The sequence below is a fragment of the Edaphobacter sp. FHG110511_03 genome (assembly GCF_059115365.1).
Genome location: NZ_JBZYWL010000001.1, coordinates 762,090 through 781,016, shown reverse-complemented (window position 1 = coordinate 781,016; position 18,927 = coordinate 762,090). Strand labels below are relative to the sequence as shown.

The following is an 18,927-nucleotide window of genomic DNA, read 5'->3' as shown; positions in this document are numbered from 1 at the left end:
TCGCCGCAAATTGACGGCAGATCACGGAGTGAAAACGCATAGGGTACGCAGAAAGAAAAAGGGCTCCGTGAGGAGCCCTCTTCATCTGTTCGTTGATTCTTGTTGCCTTAGCGTTTGCCTTGGAGCGTGGCGGGAGCCCCAGCCTTGCGGCGAGCGCGTTTAGCAGCGATCTCGCGCATCTCCTTGCCCAGTGAAGTGCGGTTCATCACCCACTGCTGCGCGATGCCGAAGAAGTTTCCGACAGCCCAGTAGAGGCCCAGACCGGAGGCGTAGTTGAGAACGAAGTAACCGGTGACAAGAGGCATCATGAAGGCCATCATCTTCTGCTGCTGCGGGTCCACACCCGGGGACGGAGTGTAGTACTGCATCAGGAACTGGCTGATGACCATGACGATAGGCAGAATGTAGTGCGGGTCGGGCGCTGTGAGGTCGGGTAGCCAGAGCCAGTGTGCGTGGCGAAGCTCGACGACGCGCGGAAGCATGGAGTAGAAGGCGAATAGCAGGGGGAGCTGAATCAGGGTCGGGATACAACCGCCGAACATGTTCACCCCGTTGTCCTTCTGGAGCTTCATGATCTCGGCATTCATCTCGTTGCGCTTGGGATCGTTGATCTTGTACTTCTTGTACCGTTCCTTGATGGCGTCCATCTGCGGCTGGATGCGCTGCATCTTCAGGCCGGACTGCATCGTCTTGACGCGAAGCGGAAGCAGAAGCACATTGATCGCAAGCGTGAGCAGAATGATCGCCCATCCCCAGTTGGAGACGATGTGCAGGTGGATGAACTGGAGCGCTACGAAGAGGTACTTGCCGATGGCTCCCCAGAAGCCGAACTCCAGCAAAGGGGCGAGCGAGATCTTCGCGCCGTTGCTCGAAGTGGCATAGATGTTCTTGAGAACGTTGGAGGCCTTGGGGCCGACGTAAATGCGCGTCTGGGTGTGGCCGCTGGTGTCGCCAAGCGCGGCTCCCAGGATGGAGACATTGATGGCCTTGGTGGAGGGCGAACCGGAGCCGAAGCCGGTGCGATGGATGGTCTTGGCGACGTCGAGTTCGTTATGCGTAGTGACGACGCTTGAGGTCGCTGGAGAATCCGGGAGGAAGATTGCAGCGAAATAGGTGTCGCTGACGCCGGCCCAATCGAAGGGACCATTCATGGTCTCGCCACCGGAGACCTTCTTGGGGGCGATGTGCTGATCTTCAGCATTGCGTGAATAGTCGACCTGCGCACCGGCATAGGCCAGCGCATTATCCTGATCGCCGAATCCTCCGGGCCACGCGATGAGCGCGCGAAATGGGCTGCCATCACGCAGAACCTGCACATCAGCGTGCAGAACATAGGTCTCATCGAAGGAGAAGGTCTTGGTCGCTTCAAGGCCTCCGTTTGAGTATTTGAAGGTGAGCGTCGCGGGCGCGGTAAGTGTGCCGGTGGCGGAGGGGACGTAGTGCGCCTGGGCGAGCGCACTGTTTACGCCTGCATCGTAGGTGTGAAGCGAAAGGGGATAGCCGAATTTATCGGCGGCCTGGGTATGGACCAGGTTCAGAGGATGGCCCTCGGAGTCCAGATACTTCTTGAGGATCCAGCTCTTGACCTGCGCTCCACGGTTGGTGAACTCGATGCGGTAGAGTTCGTTCTCGACGATCGTCGTAGACTCAGCGGCGGCCTGAACAGCGGGAGTCGTGGAGTTCGATGTTGAGGATGCCTTCTGTCCTAACGCGGGGACAGGCGCGACGCTGGGCGCGCTGGGCGCCGACGTCTGCGGCGTGGACTGCGCCGCGGGCGAGTTGGGCGAGACCGTCTTCGGGTTCGTCTTCTGGCGGTAGTAACTGAGTCCGAAGAAGACCGCGATCATGAAGAACATGACAACGAAGAGGGAACGGCTGTCCTGTCCGCCACCACCCTGCTGATTGGGGTTTTTAAACTCTGCCAAGAGATGCTTCCTGTTCTTTCGTGGAACTGTGGGCTTTGAAGTCTCGCCGTCAGGGCGAGAGGCCGCACGTTCTATGGTAAATCGTTCGGGCTAATCGGGAAGAAATACCGGGGGTCCGAATATTACGGCCGTGTGAGAATGAGGCCATGCTGATGATCCGTCCGGCCTTGGCGCAGGATGCCGATGCGCTATGGTCCATCCTGGCACCTATCCTCCAAGCCGGCGCTACCTATCCCTTGCCGGTCGACATAGGACGGCAGGATGCTCTTGCGTATTGGTTTACGGATGGGCATGAGGTCTTTGTCGCCGAAGAGGAAGGCGCGATACTGGGCACCTATTTCCTGAAGGCAAACCAGAAGAGTGGTGGCTCGCACGTGGCGAATTGCGGATATATGACCGCGCGGGAGGCGACAGGTCGCGGCGTGGCGCGCAGGATGTGCGAGCATTCGCTGGAGCAGGCCCGGAGCCGAGGATTTAGCGCCATGCAGTTCAACTTCGTCGTCAGCACCAATGAAAGAGCAGTGCAGCTGTGGCAAAGCTGCGGTTTCGCCATAGTGGGACGCCTCCCCAAGGCCTTCCTGCATCCTGAGGCCGGATATGTCGACGCTTACGTGATGTATCGGGAGCTTTGAGAGGTAGTCCGTCCGGTGGATGGACTAGGGACGCGCTTTCGCGGCAGGAAGGTCGGGGACGGGGTCCAGACCGCCCTTGGCGAAGGGATGACAGCGGGCAAGACGGCGGAGGGTAAGCCAGGAGCCATGGACGACTCCGAAACGCGTGAGCGCAATGTAGGCATACTCCGAGCAGGTGGGGAGATAGAGGCATTGCGAGAAGCTGAAGACATGCAACGCGGGTGACAGGACTGACTTGTAAACATGGAAGGCAACGCGGATCGCTAGCGAAGGTTGGGGATCGTCGGGCATGGTTACCGTGATGGGGCTTCGGGCATAGATCGACTCATCTTGGAATCTGGACTCGAAATCGTTCCGCTGCCAGGCTCTCTTGCTACCGGGTTCCGCGCAGCTTTGCGAATTGCGTTGAAGACCTGGGCGACCTCGCGATCAAGCAAGGCGAAGTCTAGATCCAGAACGGTTCGGCGCGGATGAAGAACGACGTCGAGCGGGCCTTCAAGAAGGGCTATATTGCGGCGCACCGCCTCCCTCATGCGGCGCTTGATGCGATTGCGATCGACTGCCTTTCCCATCACCTTGCCGACCGTAAGGCCAACGCGCGGACCTGCCTCGCCGTCGCGAGCCTGCGTATCGCGCGGCGCGACGAAGTAGCTCATCTGCCGGGAGAACTGCTTGCGGCTGGACTGATAGACGCGCTGGTAATCGGCGTGTTTGCAAAGGCGGAAGGTAAGCGCCATAACGTACTCTCTCGGGATTGACGATCAACCACTGCCCGCAGAGATTCAGTTTACCGCGCAAGATCGGTTTATCCTTCTGAGGTCTTAGGCTCGGAGTGTGACAAAGTACCAAGCTCTTCCACAAGCTCCTGCAGTTGACGATGGCTGCGATCGCTCAGGTAAAGAATCTCGACACCGATATTGCCGGATGCTTGAATGCCTCGCACAACGCACTGCGCGCGGAAGACAAGGTGGTTAACCTCGAAGCGGATCTCGAGCTGATCCCCAACCATGCAATCGCTGCCGGCCTGTGGCTCAATGAGGCAGCCGTGGAGGCATACATTGAGGATGCGCCCTTTGCGCAGAGTCCAACCCTGAATGCGGAAATCGATTGGGCCCTGACAGCGATGACGTGGAACTCTTCGCCGTTCCTTGCTATTGCCATTCATGAATTGCATCCGGGTTGCATCATCGGCCACAGGTAAGCCATAGCCTTTCTTCCCATCTATCGGCCAAGGCTTGCGATAAGTTGAGCCAGACGCTTGGGAGCGCGGCGGCAAAGGCGATTTGCAAACGAAAGAGCCCGCTCGTTGGCGGGCTCTTCGGTCAGGCGATTCCATCGCCGTAGATCACTTTTATAAGGAGTTGAGTTGAGATTGAGGGCTGGGAGCTATTTCTTTTCGCCAGGAGCAGATTGTCCGCTCTTGTTGCCCTGCCCCGGTGAACTGTATCCACCCTGCGCGGGACGATTGCCCTGTTGTGTCTGCTGACCTGATTGCTGGCCCTTGGATGGATTGTTCGGCTTGTTTCCCTGACTCGGATTTTGCGGATTCTGTTGATTCATTGCGATTCTCCCTGCAATTGCCGGCAAAGCGCTTCGTTCGCTTTCGCGGTGCCGACAGAAGAATAGGAGGCTCGAAATGCAGCAACAGGTTGCCCTACAGACCGGGCAGGCCAAAGAGGACTAGCCTAAGTGTCGTAAGCACTGACACATATCTTCGAAATTATTTTTGGGTGCTTGGACGAGCGCCTGAAGACGCCCGGCCCGTCAATATGGGCTAGTCGCGATAGCCAGCGCTGACAGCGATCTTATGACGGCCCTTAGCACGGCGGCGGTTGAGAACCGCGGCACCCGCCTTGGTCTTCATACGGCTCAGGAAGCCATGGGTTTTCGAGCGGCGGCGACGGTTGGGTTGAAAGGTACGCTTCGGCATGGAACTGAACTCCTCGAGGGCAGGAGGCGTCCTGCCGGATCTTTTTAGCTATTGCAGCAATTTCTAATTGTACCCTATCGGACGGGATTTTCACAGGGTTCAGCTTGGGCGCGCCATGCATGACGCATGGGCAAGTGGCGCGAGCGCATCGCATGTCGCATTCTGCATCCTTCTGCACCTCGGATGCGTCGCATATGTGCGATGACGAGCACAGAGGGAATGTGAGGGATGCTTCCCAGGGGGAACGAAACGGCCCGGGGAGAATCAGCAACTCGCGAACATGGCGTGAGGATTGCAGGTCTATCACGGACATAGGATTGCTGGTAGACAATTGGCACGATCAGGAGGTTTTTTTCGCAATACAACGAAGGTTTTACGCGTCTTCACCGCGAATGGTGCAACTCGATTTTTTTGGCGGCGGCGCTTGAAAAGCGCCTGGTTTTCCGTGCTACTATCGAACCCGATTCGCAAGATGTTTTTTGCAGATCCAGCAGCTCCGCACTCTGCCTTACATTGCACTACTCCTCTTTACGACGCAAAGTTATGCATGCGCACGGAAGAGACTTCTGGCGAGACAGATTTGTCGCAACTTGCCCATTACGGCGAGAGGGACTTCTGTTTGCTGGCTTTTGACTTTTTGGCTGAGAGCACTTACCGCAACCGTGCGGACCGCTGGTTAAAACAGGGAACAGATAGAAGGAAGTATAAGAATGTCATTCGTCCCGACGGCTACCGCCGTGCTGAATTATTGGGTTCGCATCCTTGCCGCGCTTGAGAAGAAGATCAATCGTCAGTCGTACGAGACATGGCTGAAGCCGACACGATTTTCCCACCTTGAAGGCAAGAGGCTCTTTGTGCGGATCCCCTCTGCCGACTTCCAGCACATCGGCGATCGATACGCCGACCTGATCCAGGAGGCAATCGACAACCTTGGCCTTGAGATCGAAACGGTAACCTTTACGACTCCGGAGCAGGACCCGAGAGCGCCAAAGGTACGCGAGGACGGAGGATTCGCTCCGGTGCCCAGCCACAGCCAGAATGCGCCGAAGCAGACCAGGCCGGGCTCGCTTACGACAGGCGCTCAGGCCGGGCCCATGCCCGAGCAATCGCGCTTTGACTGGAACACGGCCTCGCAGCTGAACCCGAAGTATCTGTTCGATGCTTTCGTGATCGGCAGCGGCAATCAGTTTGCCACGGCTGCCGCGCAGGCTGTCGCCGAGCGCCCATCCAAGGCATACAACCCGCTGTTCCTGTACGGTGGCGTAGGCATGGGCAAAACGCACCTGATGCAGGCCATCGGCCACGAGGTAAAGCGACGCATGCCCCATGCTTCGATCTGCTATGTGAGCGGAGAGAAGTTCACCAACGAGATGATCGATTGCGTGCGCTACCAGAAGATGACCAGCTTCCGGGACAAGTTTCGCAACGTAGACGTGCTGTTGATCGACGACATCCAGTTTCTTGCCGGCAAAGAGCGCACCCAGGAGGAGTTCTTTCATACCTTCAACGCGCTGCACGAGTCGATGAAGCAGATCGTGATCGCGAGCGATCGTCCACCGAAAGAGCTTGCGGACTTTGAAGATCGCCTCCGCTCGCGCTTCGAGTGGGGACTGATCGCCGACATTCAGCCGCCGGATCTTGAGACCAAGGTTGCGATTCTGCAGAAGAAGGCGGAGAACGAACAGACGTCGCTGCCTACCGATGTCGCGCTTTTCATTGCGTCGAACGTGCGGACCAATGTACGCGAGCTCGAGGGCGCGCTGGTTCGGCTGATCGCGTGGTGCTCGATGCATGGCGTGGAGATTACGTTGGTGGTCGCGCAACAGTGCCTGAAGCAGTTCATCGACACGCAGGTGCGCAAGATCACAATCGAGACGATCCAACGTACGGTTGCAGAAAACTTCGGCATGCGGGTTGCCGAGCTGAAGCAGAAGAACAACTCGCGCCAGATCGTGGTGCCGCGACAGATTGCGATGTATCTCGCCAAGCAGTTGACCGAGGCCTCGCTTCCCGAGATCGGACGGCAGTTCGGCGGTAAGCACCACACCACCGTGATGCACTCGATCGCAAAGATCGATGAGCAGCGCCGTGCAGACAAGGATCTGAACCGGACGATCAACAAGATGATGGAGACGCTGAGCTAGACAGGCTCAAGCAGCCCACCTTTAAAACGAATGCCCAGACTTTTCAAGGTCTGGGCATTCATTTTGTCTTCTCGTAAGGTCAGTCGAGTTTGAGGCTGGAGACCTTCAGGGTGTCGCCCTGCAACTCTCCATCGACGTCAACGCGCAGGTGATCTTTTTTACTGGAGGCTTTAAGGGCTTCGACGATTTTTGCATTTCCTTCAGCATCGAACTTCAGGAACTGCTGATCCTTGGTCAGGATGCCGTAGCCGCTCTTGGCACATGCCAGAGCGCAGGTGCGAGTGTGGGAGTCGGGATCGGCGGCGGCTTTTTTGGAACAGCTGGCATCGATGACGGTCACATCTTTATAGGTTTCGGTGGCGGCGAGGGCAGGCGCGGCAGATAGCCCTGCGAGGAGCAGCAGCGAAGTAAGTTTTCTCATAACGATTCTCCGTTTGGGTTTCCGATATGGATTACGGGTGGACAAGAAGCGATGGCGATGCTCCTGCATCGATGGGATATGCCTTGGCTTCGCGCAGGGCGGAGAGTTGCGAGAGAGCGAAGGCTGCAATCGCAATCTCGAAGTCACGCATGGCGAGATCATAGAACATACCGGTTGCAACGAGATTGATGGAGATAGCCAGCAGCCAGGCCATGACGAGGTAGGCTCCGATCTTCGTCCAACGGCTGAGCACGAGGAGTCCAGCAAGGATCTCGACAAGGCCGACGGTATGCATGAAGGTGCTTGCGCTTACGGGAACAATCCTGGTCGCCATGGGGCTAAGGTACATTCCCCACTCGGCGAGCTTGTTAAAGTACTTGTCGATGCCGGTGATGATGGGCCCAACTCCGAGACCGATTTTCAGAGCCCACCACACGACGTCGAGGCGATCTGCCGGGCGGTCTTTAAAATTCAGCATTGCTTTACCTTCTGCACAAGAGAGCGGCGAACGGGGAAATGGTTACAGAGACGGAGAAATAGATCGGGGCGGTATCGCCGATGATTGCCTGCGTGTAACCTTTTTGCGGTTGCGAACTCTGTATTGATGAGAGCTATGGAAGCGACTGAGAGCCTTGAACGGGCAAACTTCGAGGGCTGGACGGATCTGCAGGTCATCGAGCAGGTGAAGGCAGGCAATACGGCCCTGTACGAGATCATCATGCGCCGTTACAACCAACGGCTGTACCGGGTGACGCTCGCGATTCTGCGGGACGGGGCAGAGGCAGAGGATGTTATTCAGGACACCTATGTGCGCGCCTATCAGCATCTGGACCAGTTTGCCAGGCACGCGGCGTTTTCGACGTGGCTGACTCGGATCGCAGTGCATGAAGCCCTGCGGCGTCTCCATCTGCGGGATCGTGATCAGCAGATAGACGAACCCGATGAGGAAGGTGCTATGAACTTGATTGAAACATCCCCGAATCCGGAGCAGAGAGCATCGATGGTTGAACTGGGTCAGCTTCTGGAAGAGGCAGTGCTGGGGCTTCCGAGCCAGTACCGGAGCGTTATCATGCTGCGGGATGTCGAGGAGATGAGCACGGCGGAGACGGCCGCTGCGCTCGAGCTTACCGAGCAGAACGTCAAGGTTCGACTGCACCGCGGGCGCGCCATGATGCGGGACCATCTCTATGCGCGGGTTGGAACCGGGGGAAAGACGGCGTTTCCTTTTATGGGCGCTCGTTGCGATGGGGTAGTGAGGGGCGTCTTTGCGCGCCTGCGGAGATTGAGCTCCTGACGCTTCTTTGAAGCATGACATTCGTTCTCGATACGGGGGAATGGATAAATAAGGAGCGGATTGGGGTTGCAGCGCGTCTTCCGGCTTTGCAAAATTTGCCCGCTGCTGCTGGAGGCTCCGGGGCCTTCGCCGCTGGTGCTTGCGACGAAGCCATAGAGCACGGGGCTGCAGACCAGAGCGAGGTGTGAATATGCACCTCGCTCTTTTATTTCCACGAGTAGAATTTTCAGAGCATACCTGGGTTTGCCCCAAGGCTTGAAGGTCGATTCAATTCGACCCAGAGAAGATGGAGAGTGCTGATGAGGAAAGTTTTTTTTGTCGCAACGATGATGGCACTCCCTTGTGTGGCGAGGGCGCAGTCCACGCCTCCGGTCAAGATGGGATTGTGGCATGGAACGACCGTCTTGACGATGACGGAACTCCAGCTTCCGCCGGAGACTGCGGCTCGATTGAAGGCTATGGGAAGGCCGGCGCCTGGCAGCGAGCCAACGACGACGGAGCTGGAATCGTGCCTGACTCCGGAGAAGTGGAAAGAGATGTTGACCGGGACACAGGGCAAGGAGAATTGCAAATATACGACCACGAAGATGGATTCCAAGGGCATGTCGGCTGACATGGTGTGCACTATGGAGAGCGGGGGAGCAGCGAAGGGCCACCTGGAGATGAACTTCCTGAGCCCCGAAAAGGTGCACGGAACGGTGCACATGGAAGTCTCCTCCCAACGGCAGCCTCAGCCGATTCTGATGAATATAACGGTCGACAACACCTACGAAGGATCGGACTGCAAGGGAATTTCGCCAGAGGATCCGAAGGTGGTTCGCTGAAGCCATTCAGTTGCTGAGGTACACACCGCGGCGAAGCCATTGCGCGCTTTCGAGCTGCTGGAACATAAAGTTGGCTACGTCCGCGCGAGAGATGCTTTTGCCGTTGCGAGGGAGAGCATCACCGTCGATTCGATAGCGCCCACGGGCTGGACCGTTAGTGAGCACAGACGGCATCACCATGGTCCAATCGAGCTCACTCCCGGCTAGTATGCGGTACTGCATCACCTGTTCGTGCACCGGCCATTTGAGAAAGAGCCTGTAGACGATCTTCTGAACGATCCAACGGCGCCAGACCGGTTGTTTTGCGAGCGAATCGGGCAGAGCTCCCGCCGAGCCAAGAGCGATGATGCGACGGACTCCGGTCTGTTGCATCATCGCCCGGACGATAAGCGGAACGGCCCGGGGAAGCACATTCTCATTGCGTATCGGGGAATGAGCCCCGAGAGCTGAGAAGACGACGTCGGAACCTTCCACCGTGCGGGAGACAGCCGAGAGATCGAAGGCGTTGCCTTCCACAATTTGCACCTTATTGCGAAGAGAGAAGGTGCCGGGGTTGCGCACCAGAGCGATTACCGTATGACCGGCAGCCAGGGAATGCTCGGTCAGGAGCTGGCCAGTGGCCCCGCTGGCGCCAAAAATAGCGATCTTCATTCCGTCTCACCCTCCCTGCTTTCCAAACTGCCTTCTTTTGCTCGCCCAGAAGAGACCCTTTTGTTCCGTGCCGATTATCCTCCGGCCAAGCGCTGTGCTGTGTAAAACAGAGACGATGCAAGCCTTTGAATTTATTGATTCTTCTGGAAATTCCCACGGTAGGCATAGAGTCTTCTCGGCCAATGTGGAGAGCTCACTGTGAAGAACAGGGATAAAAGCGGATCAAAGTATGGGTCTCCACCCGATCTTCCTTGTCTTGCGCTTTTCCGGTCCGGGTTTTCTAAAACGGGACACGGTCTCAAATAGTTGAAGATACAGGGGATGGTAAGGTTATCCACTTTTCATGGGACAACGATTACGACTACGAGCAATATCTCTACTAAATATCTTTCTTTTTAGAAGCAGTACTCGCCCCGTTCTGGTTGCATTTCCGATCCAAGGCAGACGCACTCGATTTGCCACATACCCGACCCGGTTTCCACAGCTAATTCCTTCGCGTCTAGGGCCTTCGCACCCTAGAATCAAGCTGTCGCGCTTACCCGAAACCGGAAGGCCATGGCATTGCCGGTCCGATTCGGTGTACAGTTTGGCCAGCAGCCAATCAAATGAGTCGACTGCGGGCGAACGCCGGCGACGGGAGAGAACACTGTGACCACCGCTACTCAGGATTCCGAGATGACCGCAAACGCAGCCCCCACGGGCAACCTCGAGATCACCGTCTCCCGCGCGGAGCTTCTGCGCGAGTTGACGGCCGCTCAATCCGTAGTCGAACGCAAGACGACGATTCCGATCCTGTCGAACTTCCTCTTCGAAGCCACGCAGGACGAGGGTGGCGATCGGTTGACGATTACGGCGACGGATCTGGACCAGAGCCTCAAGACCAGTTGCGCCGCGCGGGTGAAGAAGCCTGGCGCGTGCACGATTCCGGCACGCAAACTGTACGACTACATCAAATTGCTTCCTGAGGGCGATATCTCCATCAAGTTGATGGACAACCACTGGGTACAGATTCGCGCTGGCCGCTCCAACACCAAGATGGTGGGCATGGCGCGGGCGAACTTCCCCCAGGTTCCGGAGTTTCCTGCCGCGGGCATGGTGAAGATTCCAGTGGCAGCGCTCAAGAACATGGTCTCGAAGACCATCTTTTCCATCTCGAACGAGGAATCGCGCTACACCCTGAACGGTGCGTTGCTGGTGCTGAAGGCCGAGTCGATGGCAATGGTAGCGACGGATGGCCATCGGCTGGCGCACATCGAAAAGCTGAACGAACACCTTGAAGGTGTGCAGGGCGAGAAGAAGACACTGATTCCGCGAAAGGCGCTGGGCGAACTCTCGGGCCTGCTGTCGAATACAGACTCCGAATCGATCGATTTTGCCGACGACGACCAAACGCTGTTCTTCCGCGTGGGCGGCCGAGTGCTGACCAGCCGCAAGCTCACCGGTCAATTTCCGAACTACGAAGCCGTGCTTCCGCGGGATAACAACAAGTTCGTGATCGTGCGCTCGGAGGACCTGATGGGTTCGATCCAGCGCGTCGCCCAGTTTGCGGATGAGCGCTCGGGAGCCATCAAGATTCGTCTGGAGCAGAATGAGCTGAAGTTGTCCTCATCGTCTACCGATGCAGGCGAGTCGGAGGACTCGATCGAAACGCCGTATAACTACGATCCCCTGGTCGTAGGCTTCAATAGCCAATACCTCCTCGACTTCCTGAAGGCCATCGGCAATACCGGCGAGGTAAGGCTGGAGTTCAAGGACGCACAATCTGCTGGTCAGATGCGTCCTGAAGACGGCAACGAAGATGTGAAGTATCGCTACATCCTGATGCCCATGCGCATTTGAAGTGATTCGCACACATAATAATCATGAAAATAACCCATAAGTTGGCTGTTTAGCCAGTTTATGGGTTATTTGCATTTGCATATATTCGGCCGTGGAATTTTCAAAGATGAAATTTCAGCGGCCCGGCTAGCGGTCTCCGTTCACCGGGCCAAGTATCTCCATCCGCTCTCTTACGGAACGATGATCTTCACAATCTGCCCCGCTCCCGGAGGCGCAGCCCCGAAGTTCGACACATAGAGCCTTCCATCCGGCCCGAACGTCATACCCGTCGGCACCGATAACCCCGTAGCCACGTCCTCAATCTCACCCTGCCGATTCAGCCGAACAACCTTGCCCAGCCCAGGAGTTGGAAAGCCCGACCCCTCCGACAACTCCAGCGCATACAGCAGGCCGTCCGGACCAAAATCCAGGCCCAACACCGTCGTGAAGCCCGCGCGTGAACCCGACAGCCTCAGCCCACGCTGCGGTTGAAAGCAGCCGAACCCTGACAGAAATGGCCAGTTGCACCCGTCCTTCGTCAGCGTCAGCACCTTCTCCATCTGCGGAACAATTGGAAACGTTCCCAGGTTCCCCAGGTAAAACGTTCCATAGTTCTCCGTAATCGCAGTCGGAACGATGTGATTCTCCGCCTTGGAGATATCGATCTCCTCCTTAATCCCTCCAAACGGCGTGACCGAAAACACCTGCCCGTGATTTGGCTCGACCGTATACAGCACGCCTCCGCTTGCGATCATGCTGTAGAACGTCCCATCCGGTTCAAAGTCCCCTGCGTTGGGGTACTTCGCAGGATGGTTCATCAGAAATGTGCTCAGGTCGGCCACCTGCTTCCACGTCCCCTGCTTCGCATCCACCTTGATGACCGAGTTGACCGTCCCAGGGTTCCCATGCGAACATCCGGCTCCCGCAAGCACGGCATACAAGCTCCCATTCAGGAATGCAACGTCGCCGACGCCCTCATAGTCGCCGATCGGCGAGACCGAAGAAGGCAACCCCGAGACTACCGCGCTGACCGTGCCGAAACGGTCGACCTTGGAGATGCGCGCTGTATTGCCTCCAAGATATGGTCCCACCGGCGGCGGCACTTGCTCGCACTGGCCTACTGTGGAGTTCGTTCCTCCCGTTCCCGCCTCGGCCACGTACAACGTGCCGTCGGGGCCGAACTTCAGCCCTCGCGGTCCGTTCAATCCCGAAGCAAACACCGTTGCATTCGATGAAAGTTGTGCGTAGATTGTTCCCGTATTGATTGCCGCAACTGCACCGGCAACCAGACATAGACATGCACCAATTTTTATTCTCACCGCCATTCTCCTTTTACTGACATTGCAGGCCTAATCTCATGCGCTGGCGCACAATCAATAGACCTGGTAGTGAATGGGGGCCCGGCATCATTACATCCCCGGGTAGAAGAATCGTCAAATTCCCGCACCTCTCATACTGTCGCTATCCATTCGCATTAGGAGCATGGCAGCTTTGTTCTGAATCAGAAAATCATTCAGAATCTCGATGGAGTGCGTATGCTTCAAACTCTTGGCCGGATTTTGGTCTATGAAGCGCGTTTCGGCCAAGGTATGCTCTCAAGAACTCTGATCCAGAAGAGATAAAGGATCTGATGATGCTTTTTGCACATCTTTTTCCCCATCAGTGCAGGCTTTTCTGTGGAAGCTTGGAACGATTGGCTGTTGTATTCGCCGTTACGTTCCTGTTCCTGCACGATGCGCGCGCGAGTGGCCGGCCCAAGACAGATGTTGTCTATATGAAGAACGGAGATAAGATCACTTGCGAAATCAAGTCTCTCGAAAAGGGGCAACTAACCGTCAAGCCCGACTACAGCAACGGAAACGTTGTCCTCGATTGGACGAAGGTTGACCATATCGAAAGCTCACAGGACTTCGTCGTCAGCAATACGGCCGGAATAATCTACAGCGGGAAGATTCAGCATGACGCCGAGACAAAAGATCTCACGATCATCAGTTCAGATACCACACGCTTACCTAATCTGTCCGTAGTTCAAATCGAGGAACTTGGTAACAGTTTCTGGAATCGCATGCGTGGCAATATTGATTTCGGCACCAGTTTCGCCCAATCCAATAATCAGAAAAATGTCTCCGTACAAGGAGGACTCAACTATCAGTCAAAAAAGTATCTCTTCTCTCTCAGTTCGAACTCACAGTTCACCAGTCAACAAGCAACAAACGACACCAATGAGACCAATGTAAAGACCGATTTTTATAAGGAATTGCGTAGGTCTAACTGGTACTACGGAGGCATCGGTAACTTCCTTTCCTCTACTGCACAGCAGATTGATCTCCGCTCAACCCTTGGTGCTACGTTGAACAAACGCCTTATCTTTACAAACCATACCAATCTCAACGCGGTGGGAGGCATGGCGATTACGATCGAGCGCGACGCAGAAGGCTCCCAAAGTACCGCGCGCACCAAAGCCCTAGACTCTGCGTTTGCGGTTGACTACTCCACTTTCCGTTTCGATTCCACGACCTTCGACACAACATTCTGGCTCTATCCCAGTATTACGTCACCGGGTCGGATTCGCTTTACCCTAAACCAGGACGTCTATTACAAGTTTCTTGGCGACTTCTATATCCGCATGAGTTTCTATGACAACTACGACAACCAACCAGTCGTCGGTGCCCCTACAAACAATGTTGGAGGATCGACAACGGTCGGCTGGTCGTTTCACTAAGCATGGCGATCACGTGCGTCGAATTCTCTGTCTGCTGGATTTATGCGATGCAGTTCGATTCGCTATTCGAACCGAAAAATCTCACTTTTCGCTGCAGTAGGCGTGGTGTTTATGGGTCGCGGTACTCGCGTCGCTTGAGTTCGCGTCGCGCATGTTCGTGACCCTGGAGGGCGGCCTGACGAATCCAGTGGCGGGACAGTGTGTAGTCATGCTCGATGCCTTGGCCAGTCGCATAGAGATGGCCGAGCTGGAACTGGGCTTCGGCGTTGCCGTGCTCGGCGGCCTTGCGATACCACGCGGCGGCCTGTGTATAGCTGAGCGGAACACCGTGACCAAAGTAGTAGAGGTCAGCTAGCTTCTGCTGTGCCTCGGCAAAGTTCTGGGTGGCTGCCAGGCGATACCAGTAAGCAGCTTCGGCGTCGTCTTGTGGGACGCCTTCACCCTTGCGATACATAAGGCCGAGGTTGTATTGCGCCCAGGCGAGATTCGCGTGGGCAGCGCGCTGGCACCATGCGAAAGCTTCAGGAAAGTCGTCAGCTGCGTAGTAGCGGAAGCTGAGGTTGGCCTGGGCGTAGGCGTGCCCCTGCTCGGCGGCCTTGCGCTCCCAGTGGGCTGCCTGTGTGTCGTCCTGCAGAAGACCCTGACCCTCGTCGTACATCGTGCTCAGGAGGTACTGTGACTCGGCATGGCCTTGTTGTGCTGCGAGTAGGAAGCTAGCTGCGGCTTCGGTGAATTTGCCGGCGTTATAGTCAGTGACGGCCTGCCGGTAGTGAGGGTTGGAGGCTGCGTTGGCGGCATCGCGGCGACCGCGGGCGATGATGCCGGAGCGTGTGGAGTGGAGTGACAGCGCGGCGCCAGTAGGAATGTGCTGCAGGCCGCCTTGGGCTTTATCGTTCATCGTCGCTCTGTCGTCTCTGGGCCTTCACCTGGCGTTCGACGAATTCGAAGCGGTGCCGGGCATCGGAGATCTGCTCGCGGAGGCTGGCTGCCAGCTCGGTGAGGAGATCGCGGTGTTCGCGGGCTGCGGCCTCGGCGTCGAGGTGCAGTTGGGCGATCTCGCCGGAGAGCAGTGTGTGTCGCTCGGCCTCGAGTGTGGCGATGTCACGCTTAGCGTGCTGGATCTGGCGCGTGATGCGGAGAAGCTCGGCCGCCGCACCTTCGCCAGCGATGGAGGCGTTGATCTCACGATGGTCGTCAAGGAGTCGCTGCAGCATCTCGGTATCGCCGCGACTATAGGCCTGATTGGCGCGAGCCATCAGCAGGGTGAAGTGCTTCTGCTCGGTATCGTCGCGTGCGAAGTCGGGATGGATACGCTTGGCGACGTCGCGGAAGAGGGTCTTGAGGCTGGGCGGCGGGTCGAACTCTTCGGCTTCGCGGGCCTCGCCGTATGCGGCATCATGGGTCTCCTGCGCCTGCTGGCGGGCTTCCTCGGCTCTGCGCCGGGAGGAGTCGGAGTCGTAAAGGTCGACTTCACGCTCGGCGATGCGTGCTTCGAGATCGTCGAGCTCGGCATAGAGAACACCGACCTGACGGAGGTAACGGCCTTCAAAGGTCTTGAGCTGGGCGCGGATCTGGGCAAGCTCCGATTCGCGCTCGGCGAGCGTAGTGCGAACCGCGGCAAGCTCTGCGCGCTTGTCGAGAAGAGCGACGTCGTCCGGTGTTTGCTGGAGGATGATTTCAGCTGGCATGCTACTTTCCGTGAGTGGAAGTTCTAGTTTAGCGGAGCGGAACTTACCGGGAACATGGCTACCTGGGCGATGTGCTCACCGCCGCCTGGTGGCCCGACGAATCCGGCATTGGACAAGTGACCTTCCGCGGAGTAAGTTACGACTCGTTTTGTGGGTGTGGCCACATTATTCTTCAAAGAGCCGAACCACGGTCTTCAAACGCGGGCTGAAATCAAAAGAAGAGGATGAAATGATTGATACGCCAGAGATTGTGGAATCAACCGCCCAGAAGATCGCATTTATCCGTGTCAATGCGCCGCGCGACCAGATCATGAAGGCGATGCATGCTGGACTGGATGAGTTGAGCACTGTGTTGAAGGCGCAAAAGGTCCCTCCTGCCGGCCCGTGGTTTACCCACCACTTCCGGAGGCCGAACGAAACCTTCGACTTCCGTATCTGTTTCCCCATCGAAGGAGAAGTGAAACCGGAGGGGCGGGTTGAGACCGGGGAGCTGTCTGCGGCAACCGTGGCGCGCACAGTTTACAGGGGAGGCTACGATGGGCTGGGTGATGGTTGGGGCGAGTTTCAGGCTTGGGTAGAAGCGCATAACTATAAGACTCGTGACGATCTTTGGGAGCGCTACGTCGTGGGTCCCGATTCAACCAAAGACGTTTCTGAGTGGCGCACGGAGTTGAATCGCCCGCTTGCTTGACTCCCTCCTGAGGGCGGGAGCATTACGCGATCCCATGAGATTCCCTGGATACCATAAAAATAAATTATCATCTCGGCAGATGCTCAATTTCCGGCGTTGAAACAAGGATCGCTTTGTCTGAAACAACGATATTTAGCCGATATTGACTAGTCGATGTGGACACCCGAGCAACCTTTCTCCTGCACAACCACCTATCATCAAGCCCCATCTCAAATTTGCAGAGGGGTGATTTATGGCTTTTGAAAATAAGGTAATCCGCACCGTCATCGAAGTACTTCACGATGGAGAGAAAGGTTTCAGATCCCTGGGCGAAGATTTGAAAGATTCGTCAGCCAGGTCTTACTTTATGGAAGAATCTGCGACAAGGGGCAGATTCGCGTCAGAGCTGGAATCAGCATTGGGTTCCGCCACAAACGAAAAGGTCACGGAGGGCGGCACTGCATCGGGCGCAATGCACCGTGCCTGGGGAGAATTGAAGGCAAAGATGGGTGGCAGCGATCACACCCTGCTTGAAACTGCAGAACAAGGTGAAGACGCAGCCAAGAAAGCCTACGAAGAAGCATTGAAGATGAAAGAGGTTCCCGCTCCCGTTCAGACAGTGTTAAGAAAACAGCAAACGCACATTCTCGCAGTTCACGACAGGGTAAAAGCTATGCGGGACTCTACTGCGGCATAGTCGGCCTCGCTATAAAGCGGCAGGTCCTATGGCTTAGCTGGACCTGCCTACTTTAACCTCGATTATTTTTCTGTGTTTTCGCAGGCCGCTGCGTATCCTCTTCGGGTTAGCTGGCAAACCATCTTTCAAATTAATTCCGTATACTGAACAGGTCCCATGGAAGATACGGAAGCGAAAAAGAAGAAGGTCACTGACTTCCTCCAGACCCTCACCTCCCCAGGCCGTCTGAATCTGAAGTTCAATATCCTCGACGTGCCGCCGGGCCCTGCCGATGCGTCGGCTGCCGAAATCTCCGTCGAATTCTCCGGCCCTGATGTTCCTCTTCTTGTGGAGCGCAACGGCGAGCTTCTCCTCGCGCTCGAACACGTTGCCGCAAAGATTCTCCGCTTCGAACACGAAGATCACGATCGCATCTCTTTCGACGCTGAAAACTTCAAGGTTCTCCGTCACCAGGAGTTGCGCATGGCCGCCGACGCTGCTGTTGAACGCGTCCGCCGCACCGGGCAGCCTTACAGCTTTTCGCCAATGAGCTCACGCGAACGCCGCCTGCTTCATCTGGCGCTTTCTCCGTCCGGTCTTCCGACTGCTTCCTCAGGCGAAGGCCCACGCCGTTTCGTCGTTCTCTATCCTGAGGGCGAAAAGCCTGCGCCGCAGCCAACCAGGGACGACCGCGCTCAGGCCATCCGCCAGCGTTTTCGCCGGCGCTAAAAGACTAGCGGAACCATCGTTCCGCTAGTCTCTCAAAACGACCATGCGACCTGCCGGAATCTTCGGCGAAGTGCACCTATAGCTCCAAGGACTCCCGTCCCGACCAGCAATAGACTGCCTGGCTCAGGAGCCACCGCAGTTGGTGGCGGGTTTGTGGGAGGACCGCTGGGCGGGTTTGACGGGTTGTCGCCCCCCGGCCCATCCGTTGGCGGATTGGTTCCTCCGCCTCCTCCCACTCCTCCTCCGCCACCACCACCCCACGGTCCTCCCCCAATGCCACCCACACCGGGATTCCACCCACCACTCTGTTCAGGTCCGCTATTCGATGCAACTAATCCCTGCGGGCCGGAGGTGGTGTCGTCGTCCCCCCACATCGGACCGGCTCCAAAAACAGGTGCTGGCTCAAAGGCAACAGCTTTGTTTAGCTCCAACGTGTCGAGAGGAAGCTCCCCGCACGCAAACGCCAGTTCTCGCAGCGTCTCTTCCCGTGTCATCTTCGGACGCTCAAGCCGCGCCGGCAGGACGCGTGTCCGCGGATGCGGTTTCGGCCGGTTCAACGCTGCCACTTTACGATGAACGTAGTGATGCAATCTGCGCTTGGCGGCATTCGCACGCTTTACCAGATTCGAGTGTGCCAGCTCGTTTCGGTATTCGGAGATCCAACGCTCGCACTCCGTCGACGCGTGCACCTGGACACTGGTGGCAACGGAGGCAAAGACCAGAAGGAGAACGAAAGCAAAAGAAACACGGCGCATCAGCATAACCCAAGGCCCAGGTGGCTCTTCGCTCACCAGTGATATGTC

General features: G+C 56.8%; 22 protein-coding genes. 9 read left to right on the top strand and 13 right to left on the bottom strand.

What is annotated here, in order from left to right; translation table 11 throughout:
* Window positions 1-107: 107 nt before the first annotated feature.
* A complete protein-coding gene (yidC, locus tag AC5S26_RS03045; RefSeq protein WP_494183374.1) occupies window positions 108-1,925 on the bottom strand; it encodes a membrane protein insertase YidC in 1,818 nt (605 codons plus the stop codon).
* A 152-nt stretch (window positions 1,926-2,077) separates the two neighbouring features.
* Here yidC and AC5S26_RS03040 point away from each other — a divergent pair, with 152 nt between their 5' ends.
* Window positions 2,078-2,557, top strand: a complete 480-nt coding sequence (locus AC5S26_RS03040; protein ID WP_494183373.1) for a GNAT family N-acetyltransferase — start codon at window positions 2,078-2,080, stop codon at window positions 2,555-2,557.
* 24 nt (window positions 2,558-2,581) lie between these two features.
* Here AC5S26_RS03040 and yidD read toward each other — a convergent pair whose 3' ends face one another.
* The 5 genes from yidD to rpmH all read right to left on the bottom strand — a co-directional run bounded on the left by yidD (window position 2,582) and on the right by rpmH (window position 4,487).
* A complete protein-coding gene (yidD, locus tag AC5S26_RS03035) occupies window positions 2,582-2,848 on the bottom strand; it encodes a membrane protein insertion efficiency factor YidD (RefSeq protein WP_494183372.1) in 267 nt (88 codons plus the stop codon).
* 2 nt (window positions 2,849-2,850) lie between these two features.
* Window positions 2,851-3,294, bottom strand: a complete 444-nt coding sequence (gene rnpA / locus AC5S26_RS03030) for a ribonuclease P protein component (RefSeq protein ID WP_494183371.1) — start codon at window positions 3,292-3,294, stop codon at window positions 2,851-2,853.
* Window positions 3,295-3,362: 68 nt separating this feature from the next.
* Complete coding sequence (locus AC5S26_RS03025; protein ID WP_494183370.1) at window positions 3,363-3,722, bottom strand: PilZ domain-containing protein; 360 nt, start codon at window positions 3,720-3,722, stop codon at window positions 3,363-3,365.
* A 221-nt stretch (window positions 3,723-3,943) separates the two neighbouring features.
* On the bottom strand, window positions 3,944-4,117 hold the full coding sequence (locus tag AC5S26_RS03020; protein ID WP_494183369.1) for a hypothetical protein: 174 nt from the start codon (window positions 4,115-4,117) through the stop codon (window positions 3,944-3,946).
* A 214-nt stretch (window positions 4,118-4,331) separates the two neighbouring features.
* A complete protein-coding gene (rpmH, locus tag AC5S26_RS03015) occupies window positions 4,332-4,487 on the bottom strand; it encodes a 50S ribosomal protein L34 (RefSeq protein WP_022843327.1) in 156 nt (51 codons plus the stop codon).
* A gap of 710 nt (window positions 4,488-5,197) precedes the next feature.
* Here rpmH and dnaA point away from each other — a divergent pair.
* Window positions 5,198-6,631, top strand: coding sequence for a chromosomal replication initiator protein DnaA (dnaA, locus tag AC5S26_RS03010; protein WP_494183368.1), 1,434 nt, complete (start codon window positions 5,198-5,200; stop codon window positions 6,629-6,631).
* Window positions 6,632-6,710: 79 nt separating this feature from the next.
* Here dnaA and AC5S26_RS03005 read toward each other — a convergent pair whose 3' ends face one another.
* Both AC5S26_RS03005 and AC5S26_RS03000 read right to left on the bottom strand, forming a co-directional pair.
* Window positions 6,711-7,052, bottom strand: coding sequence for a head GIN domain-containing protein (locus tag AC5S26_RS03005; protein ID WP_494183367.1), 342 nt, complete (start codon window positions 7,050-7,052; stop codon window positions 6,711-6,713).
* Between the two features lie 31 nt (window positions 7,053-7,083).
* Window positions 7,084-7,530, bottom strand: coding sequence for a hypothetical protein (locus AC5S26_RS03000; RefSeq protein WP_494183366.1), 447 nt, complete (start codon window positions 7,528-7,530; stop codon window positions 7,084-7,086).
* 135 nt (window positions 7,531-7,665) lie between these two features.
* On the opposite strand from AC5S26_RS03000, the gene AC5S26_RS02995 reads away from it, so the two are divergent.
* Window positions 7,666-8,346 carry an RNA polymerase sigma factor gene (locus tag AC5S26_RS02995; RefSeq protein WP_494183365.1) on the top strand — a complete coding sequence of 227 codons (681 nt, stop codon included), beginning with the start codon at window positions 7,666-7,668 and terminating at the stop codon, window positions 8,344-8,346.
* Between the two features lie 299 nt (window positions 8,347-8,645).
* Window positions 8,646-9,170 (top strand): DUF3617 domain-containing protein, encoded by a 525-nt coding sequence (locus tag AC5S26_RS02990; RefSeq protein ID WP_494183364.1) that lies wholly within the window; start codon window positions 8,646-8,648, stop codon window positions 9,168-9,170.
* A gap of 6 nt (window positions 9,171-9,176) precedes the next feature.
* On the opposite strand, the gene AC5S26_RS02985 is transcribed toward AC5S26_RS02990, so the two are convergent.
* Window positions 9,177-9,821, bottom strand: a complete 645-nt coding sequence (locus AC5S26_RS02985; protein ID WP_494183363.1) for an NAD(P)-dependent oxidoreductase — start codon at window positions 9,819-9,821, stop codon at window positions 9,177-9,179.
* Window positions 9,822-10,496: 675 nt separating this feature from the next.
* Here AC5S26_RS02985 and dnaN point away from each other — a divergent pair.
* Window positions 10,497-11,660: a DNA polymerase III subunit beta gene (gene dnaN, locus AC5S26_RS02980; protein WP_494184596.1), complete on the top strand. Its 1,164-nt coding sequence runs from the start codon at window positions 10,497-10,499 to the stop codon at window positions 11,658-11,660.
* A 170-nt stretch (window positions 11,661-11,830) separates the two neighbouring features.
* Here the strand turns inward: dnaN and AC5S26_RS02975 are convergent, their stop codons facing one another.
* Complete coding sequence (locus AC5S26_RS02975; RefSeq protein ID WP_494183362.1) at window positions 11,831-12,958, bottom strand: ScyD/ScyE family protein; 1,128 nt, start codon at window positions 12,956-12,958, stop codon at window positions 11,831-11,833.
* Between the two features lie 374 nt (window positions 12,959-13,332).
* Between AC5S26_RS02975 and AC5S26_RS02970 the strand changes: the two genes are divergently transcribed.
* Window positions 13,333-14,361 carry a DUF481 domain-containing protein gene (locus tag AC5S26_RS02970; protein ID WP_494183361.1) on the top strand — a complete coding sequence of 343 codons (1,029 nt, stop codon included), beginning with the start codon at window positions 13,333-13,335 and terminating at the stop codon, window positions 14,359-14,361.
* Between the two features lie 109 nt (window positions 14,362-14,470).
* On the opposite strand, the gene AC5S26_RS02965 is transcribed toward AC5S26_RS02970, so the two are convergent.
* Together AC5S26_RS02965 and AC5S26_RS02960 are read right to left on the bottom strand one after the other, a co-directional pair.
* The gene (locus AC5S26_RS02965; protein ID WP_494183360.1) at window positions 14,471-15,259 is read right to left on the bottom strand and encodes a tetratricopeptide repeat protein; all 789 of its coding nucleotides are present in this window, start codon (window positions 15,257-15,259) and stop codon (window positions 14,471-14,473) included.
* A complete protein-coding gene (locus AC5S26_RS02960) occupies window positions 15,249-16,049 on the bottom strand; it encodes a hypothetical protein (protein ID WP_494183359.1) in 801 nt (266 codons plus the stop codon). The genes AC5S26_RS02965 and AC5S26_RS02960 overlap by 11 nt, the downstream gene beginning before the upstream one ends.
* 229 nt (window positions 16,050-16,278) lie before the next feature.
* Here AC5S26_RS02960 and AC5S26_RS02955 point away from each other — a divergent pair, with 229 nt between their 5' ends.
* The 3 genes from AC5S26_RS02955 to AC5S26_RS02945 all read left to right on the top strand — a co-directional run bounded on the left by AC5S26_RS02955 (window position 16,279) and on the right by AC5S26_RS02945 (window position 18,124).
* The gene (locus AC5S26_RS02955) at window positions 16,279-16,740 is read left to right on the top strand and encodes a GyrI-like domain-containing protein (protein WP_494183358.1); all 462 of its coding nucleotides are present in this window, start codon (window positions 16,279-16,281) and stop codon (window positions 16,738-16,740) included.
* A 232-nt stretch (window positions 16,741-16,972) separates the two neighbouring features.
* Complete coding sequence (locus AC5S26_RS02950; protein ID WP_494183357.1) at window positions 16,973-17,416, top strand: PA2169 family four-helix-bundle protein; 444 nt, start codon at window positions 16,973-16,975, stop codon at window positions 17,414-17,416.
* A gap of 156 nt (window positions 17,417-17,572) precedes the next feature.
* On the top strand, window positions 17,573-18,124 hold the full coding sequence (locus AC5S26_RS02945) for a Jag family protein (protein WP_494183356.1): 552 nt from the start codon (window positions 17,573-17,575) through the stop codon (window positions 18,122-18,124).
* A gap of 32 nt (window positions 18,125-18,156) precedes the next feature.
* Here AC5S26_RS02945 and AC5S26_RS02940 read toward each other — a convergent pair whose 3' ends face one another.
* The gene (locus AC5S26_RS02940) at window positions 18,157-18,879 is read right to left on the bottom strand and encodes a PEP-CTERM sorting domain-containing protein (RefSeq protein ID WP_494183355.1); all 723 of its coding nucleotides are present in this window, start codon (window positions 18,877-18,879) and stop codon (window positions 18,157-18,159) included.
* Window positions 18,880-18,927 lie beyond the last annotated feature (48 nt).

What these genes read in the sequence shown, in the direction of transcription:
- AC5S26_RS02985 (WP_494183363.1), bottom strand. Translation starts at nt 9,821, where the DNA reads ATGAAGATCGCTATTTTTGGCGCCAGCGGGGCCACTGGCCAGCTCCTG.
- AC5S26_RS02955 (WP_494183358.1), top strand. Translation starts at nt 16,279, where the DNA reads ATGATTGATACGCCAGAGATTGTGGAATCAACCGCCCAGAAGATCGCA.
- AC5S26_RS03005 (WP_494183367.1), bottom strand. Translation starts at nt 7,052, where the DNA reads ATGAGAAAACTTACTTCGCTGCTGCTCCTCGCAGGGCTATCTGCCGCG.
- AC5S26_RS02945 (WP_494183356.1), top strand. Translation starts at nt 17,573, where the DNA reads ATGGAAGATACGGAAGCGAAAAAGAAGAAGGTCACTGACTTCCTCCAG.
- AC5S26_RS03020 (WP_494183369.1), bottom strand. Translation starts at nt 4,117, where the DNA reads ATGAATCAACAGAATCCGCAAAATCCGAGTCAGGGAAACAAGCCGAAC.
- AC5S26_RS02965 (WP_494183360.1), bottom strand. Translation starts at nt 15,259, where the DNA reads ATGAACGATAAAGCCCAAGGCGGCCTGCAGCACATTCCTACTGGCGCC.
- rpmH (WP_022843327.1), bottom strand. Translation starts at nt 4,487, where the DNA reads ATGCCGAAGCGTACCTTTCAACCCAACCGTCGCCGCCGCTCGAAAACC.
- AC5S26_RS03000 (WP_494183366.1), bottom strand. Translation starts at nt 7,530, where the DNA reads ATGCTGAATTTTAAAGACCGCCCGGCAGATCGCCTCGACGTCGTGTGG.
- AC5S26_RS03025 (WP_494183370.1), bottom strand. Translation starts at nt 3,722, where the DNA reads ATGAATGGCAATAGCAAGGAACGGCGAAGAGTTCCACGTCATCGCTGT.
- rnpA (WP_494183371.1), bottom strand. Translation starts at nt 3,294, where the DNA reads ATGGCGCTTACCTTCCGCCTTTGCAAACACGCCGATTACCAGCGCGTC.
- yidD (WP_494183372.1), bottom strand. Translation starts at nt 2,848, where the DNA reads ATGCCCGACGATCCCCAACCTTCGCTAGCGATCCGCGTTGCCTTCCAT.
- dnaN (WP_494184596.1), top strand. Translation starts at nt 10,497, where the DNA reads ATGACCGCAAACGCAGCCCCCACGGGCAACCTCGAGATCACCGTCTCC.
- AC5S26_RS02960 (WP_494183359.1), bottom strand. Translation starts at nt 16,049, where the DNA reads ATGCCAGCTGAAATCATCCTCCAGCAAACACCGGACGACGTCGCTCTT.
- dnaA (WP_494183368.1), top strand. Translation starts at nt 5,198, where the DNA reads ATGTCATTCGTCCCGACGGCTACCGCCGTGCTGAATTATTGGGTTCGC.
- AC5S26_RS02950 (WP_494183357.1), top strand. Translation starts at nt 16,973, where the DNA reads ATGGCTTTTGAAAATAAGGTAATCCGCACCGTCATCGAAGTACTTCAC.
- AC5S26_RS02940 (WP_494183355.1), bottom strand. Translation starts at nt 18,879, where the DNA reads ATGCGCCGTGTTTCTTTTGCTTTCGTTCTCCTTCTGGTCTTTGCCTCC.
- AC5S26_RS02990 (WP_494183364.1), top strand. Translation starts at nt 8,646, where the DNA reads ATGAGGAAAGTTTTTTTTGTCGCAACGATGATGGCACTCCCTTGTGTG.
- AC5S26_RS02995 (WP_494183365.1), top strand. Translation starts at nt 7,666, where the DNA reads ATGGAAGCGACTGAGAGCCTTGAACGGGCAAACTTCGAGGGCTGGACG.
- AC5S26_RS03040 (WP_494183373.1), top strand. Translation starts at nt 2,078, where the DNA reads ATGATCCGTCCGGCCTTGGCGCAGGATGCCGATGCGCTATGGTCCATC.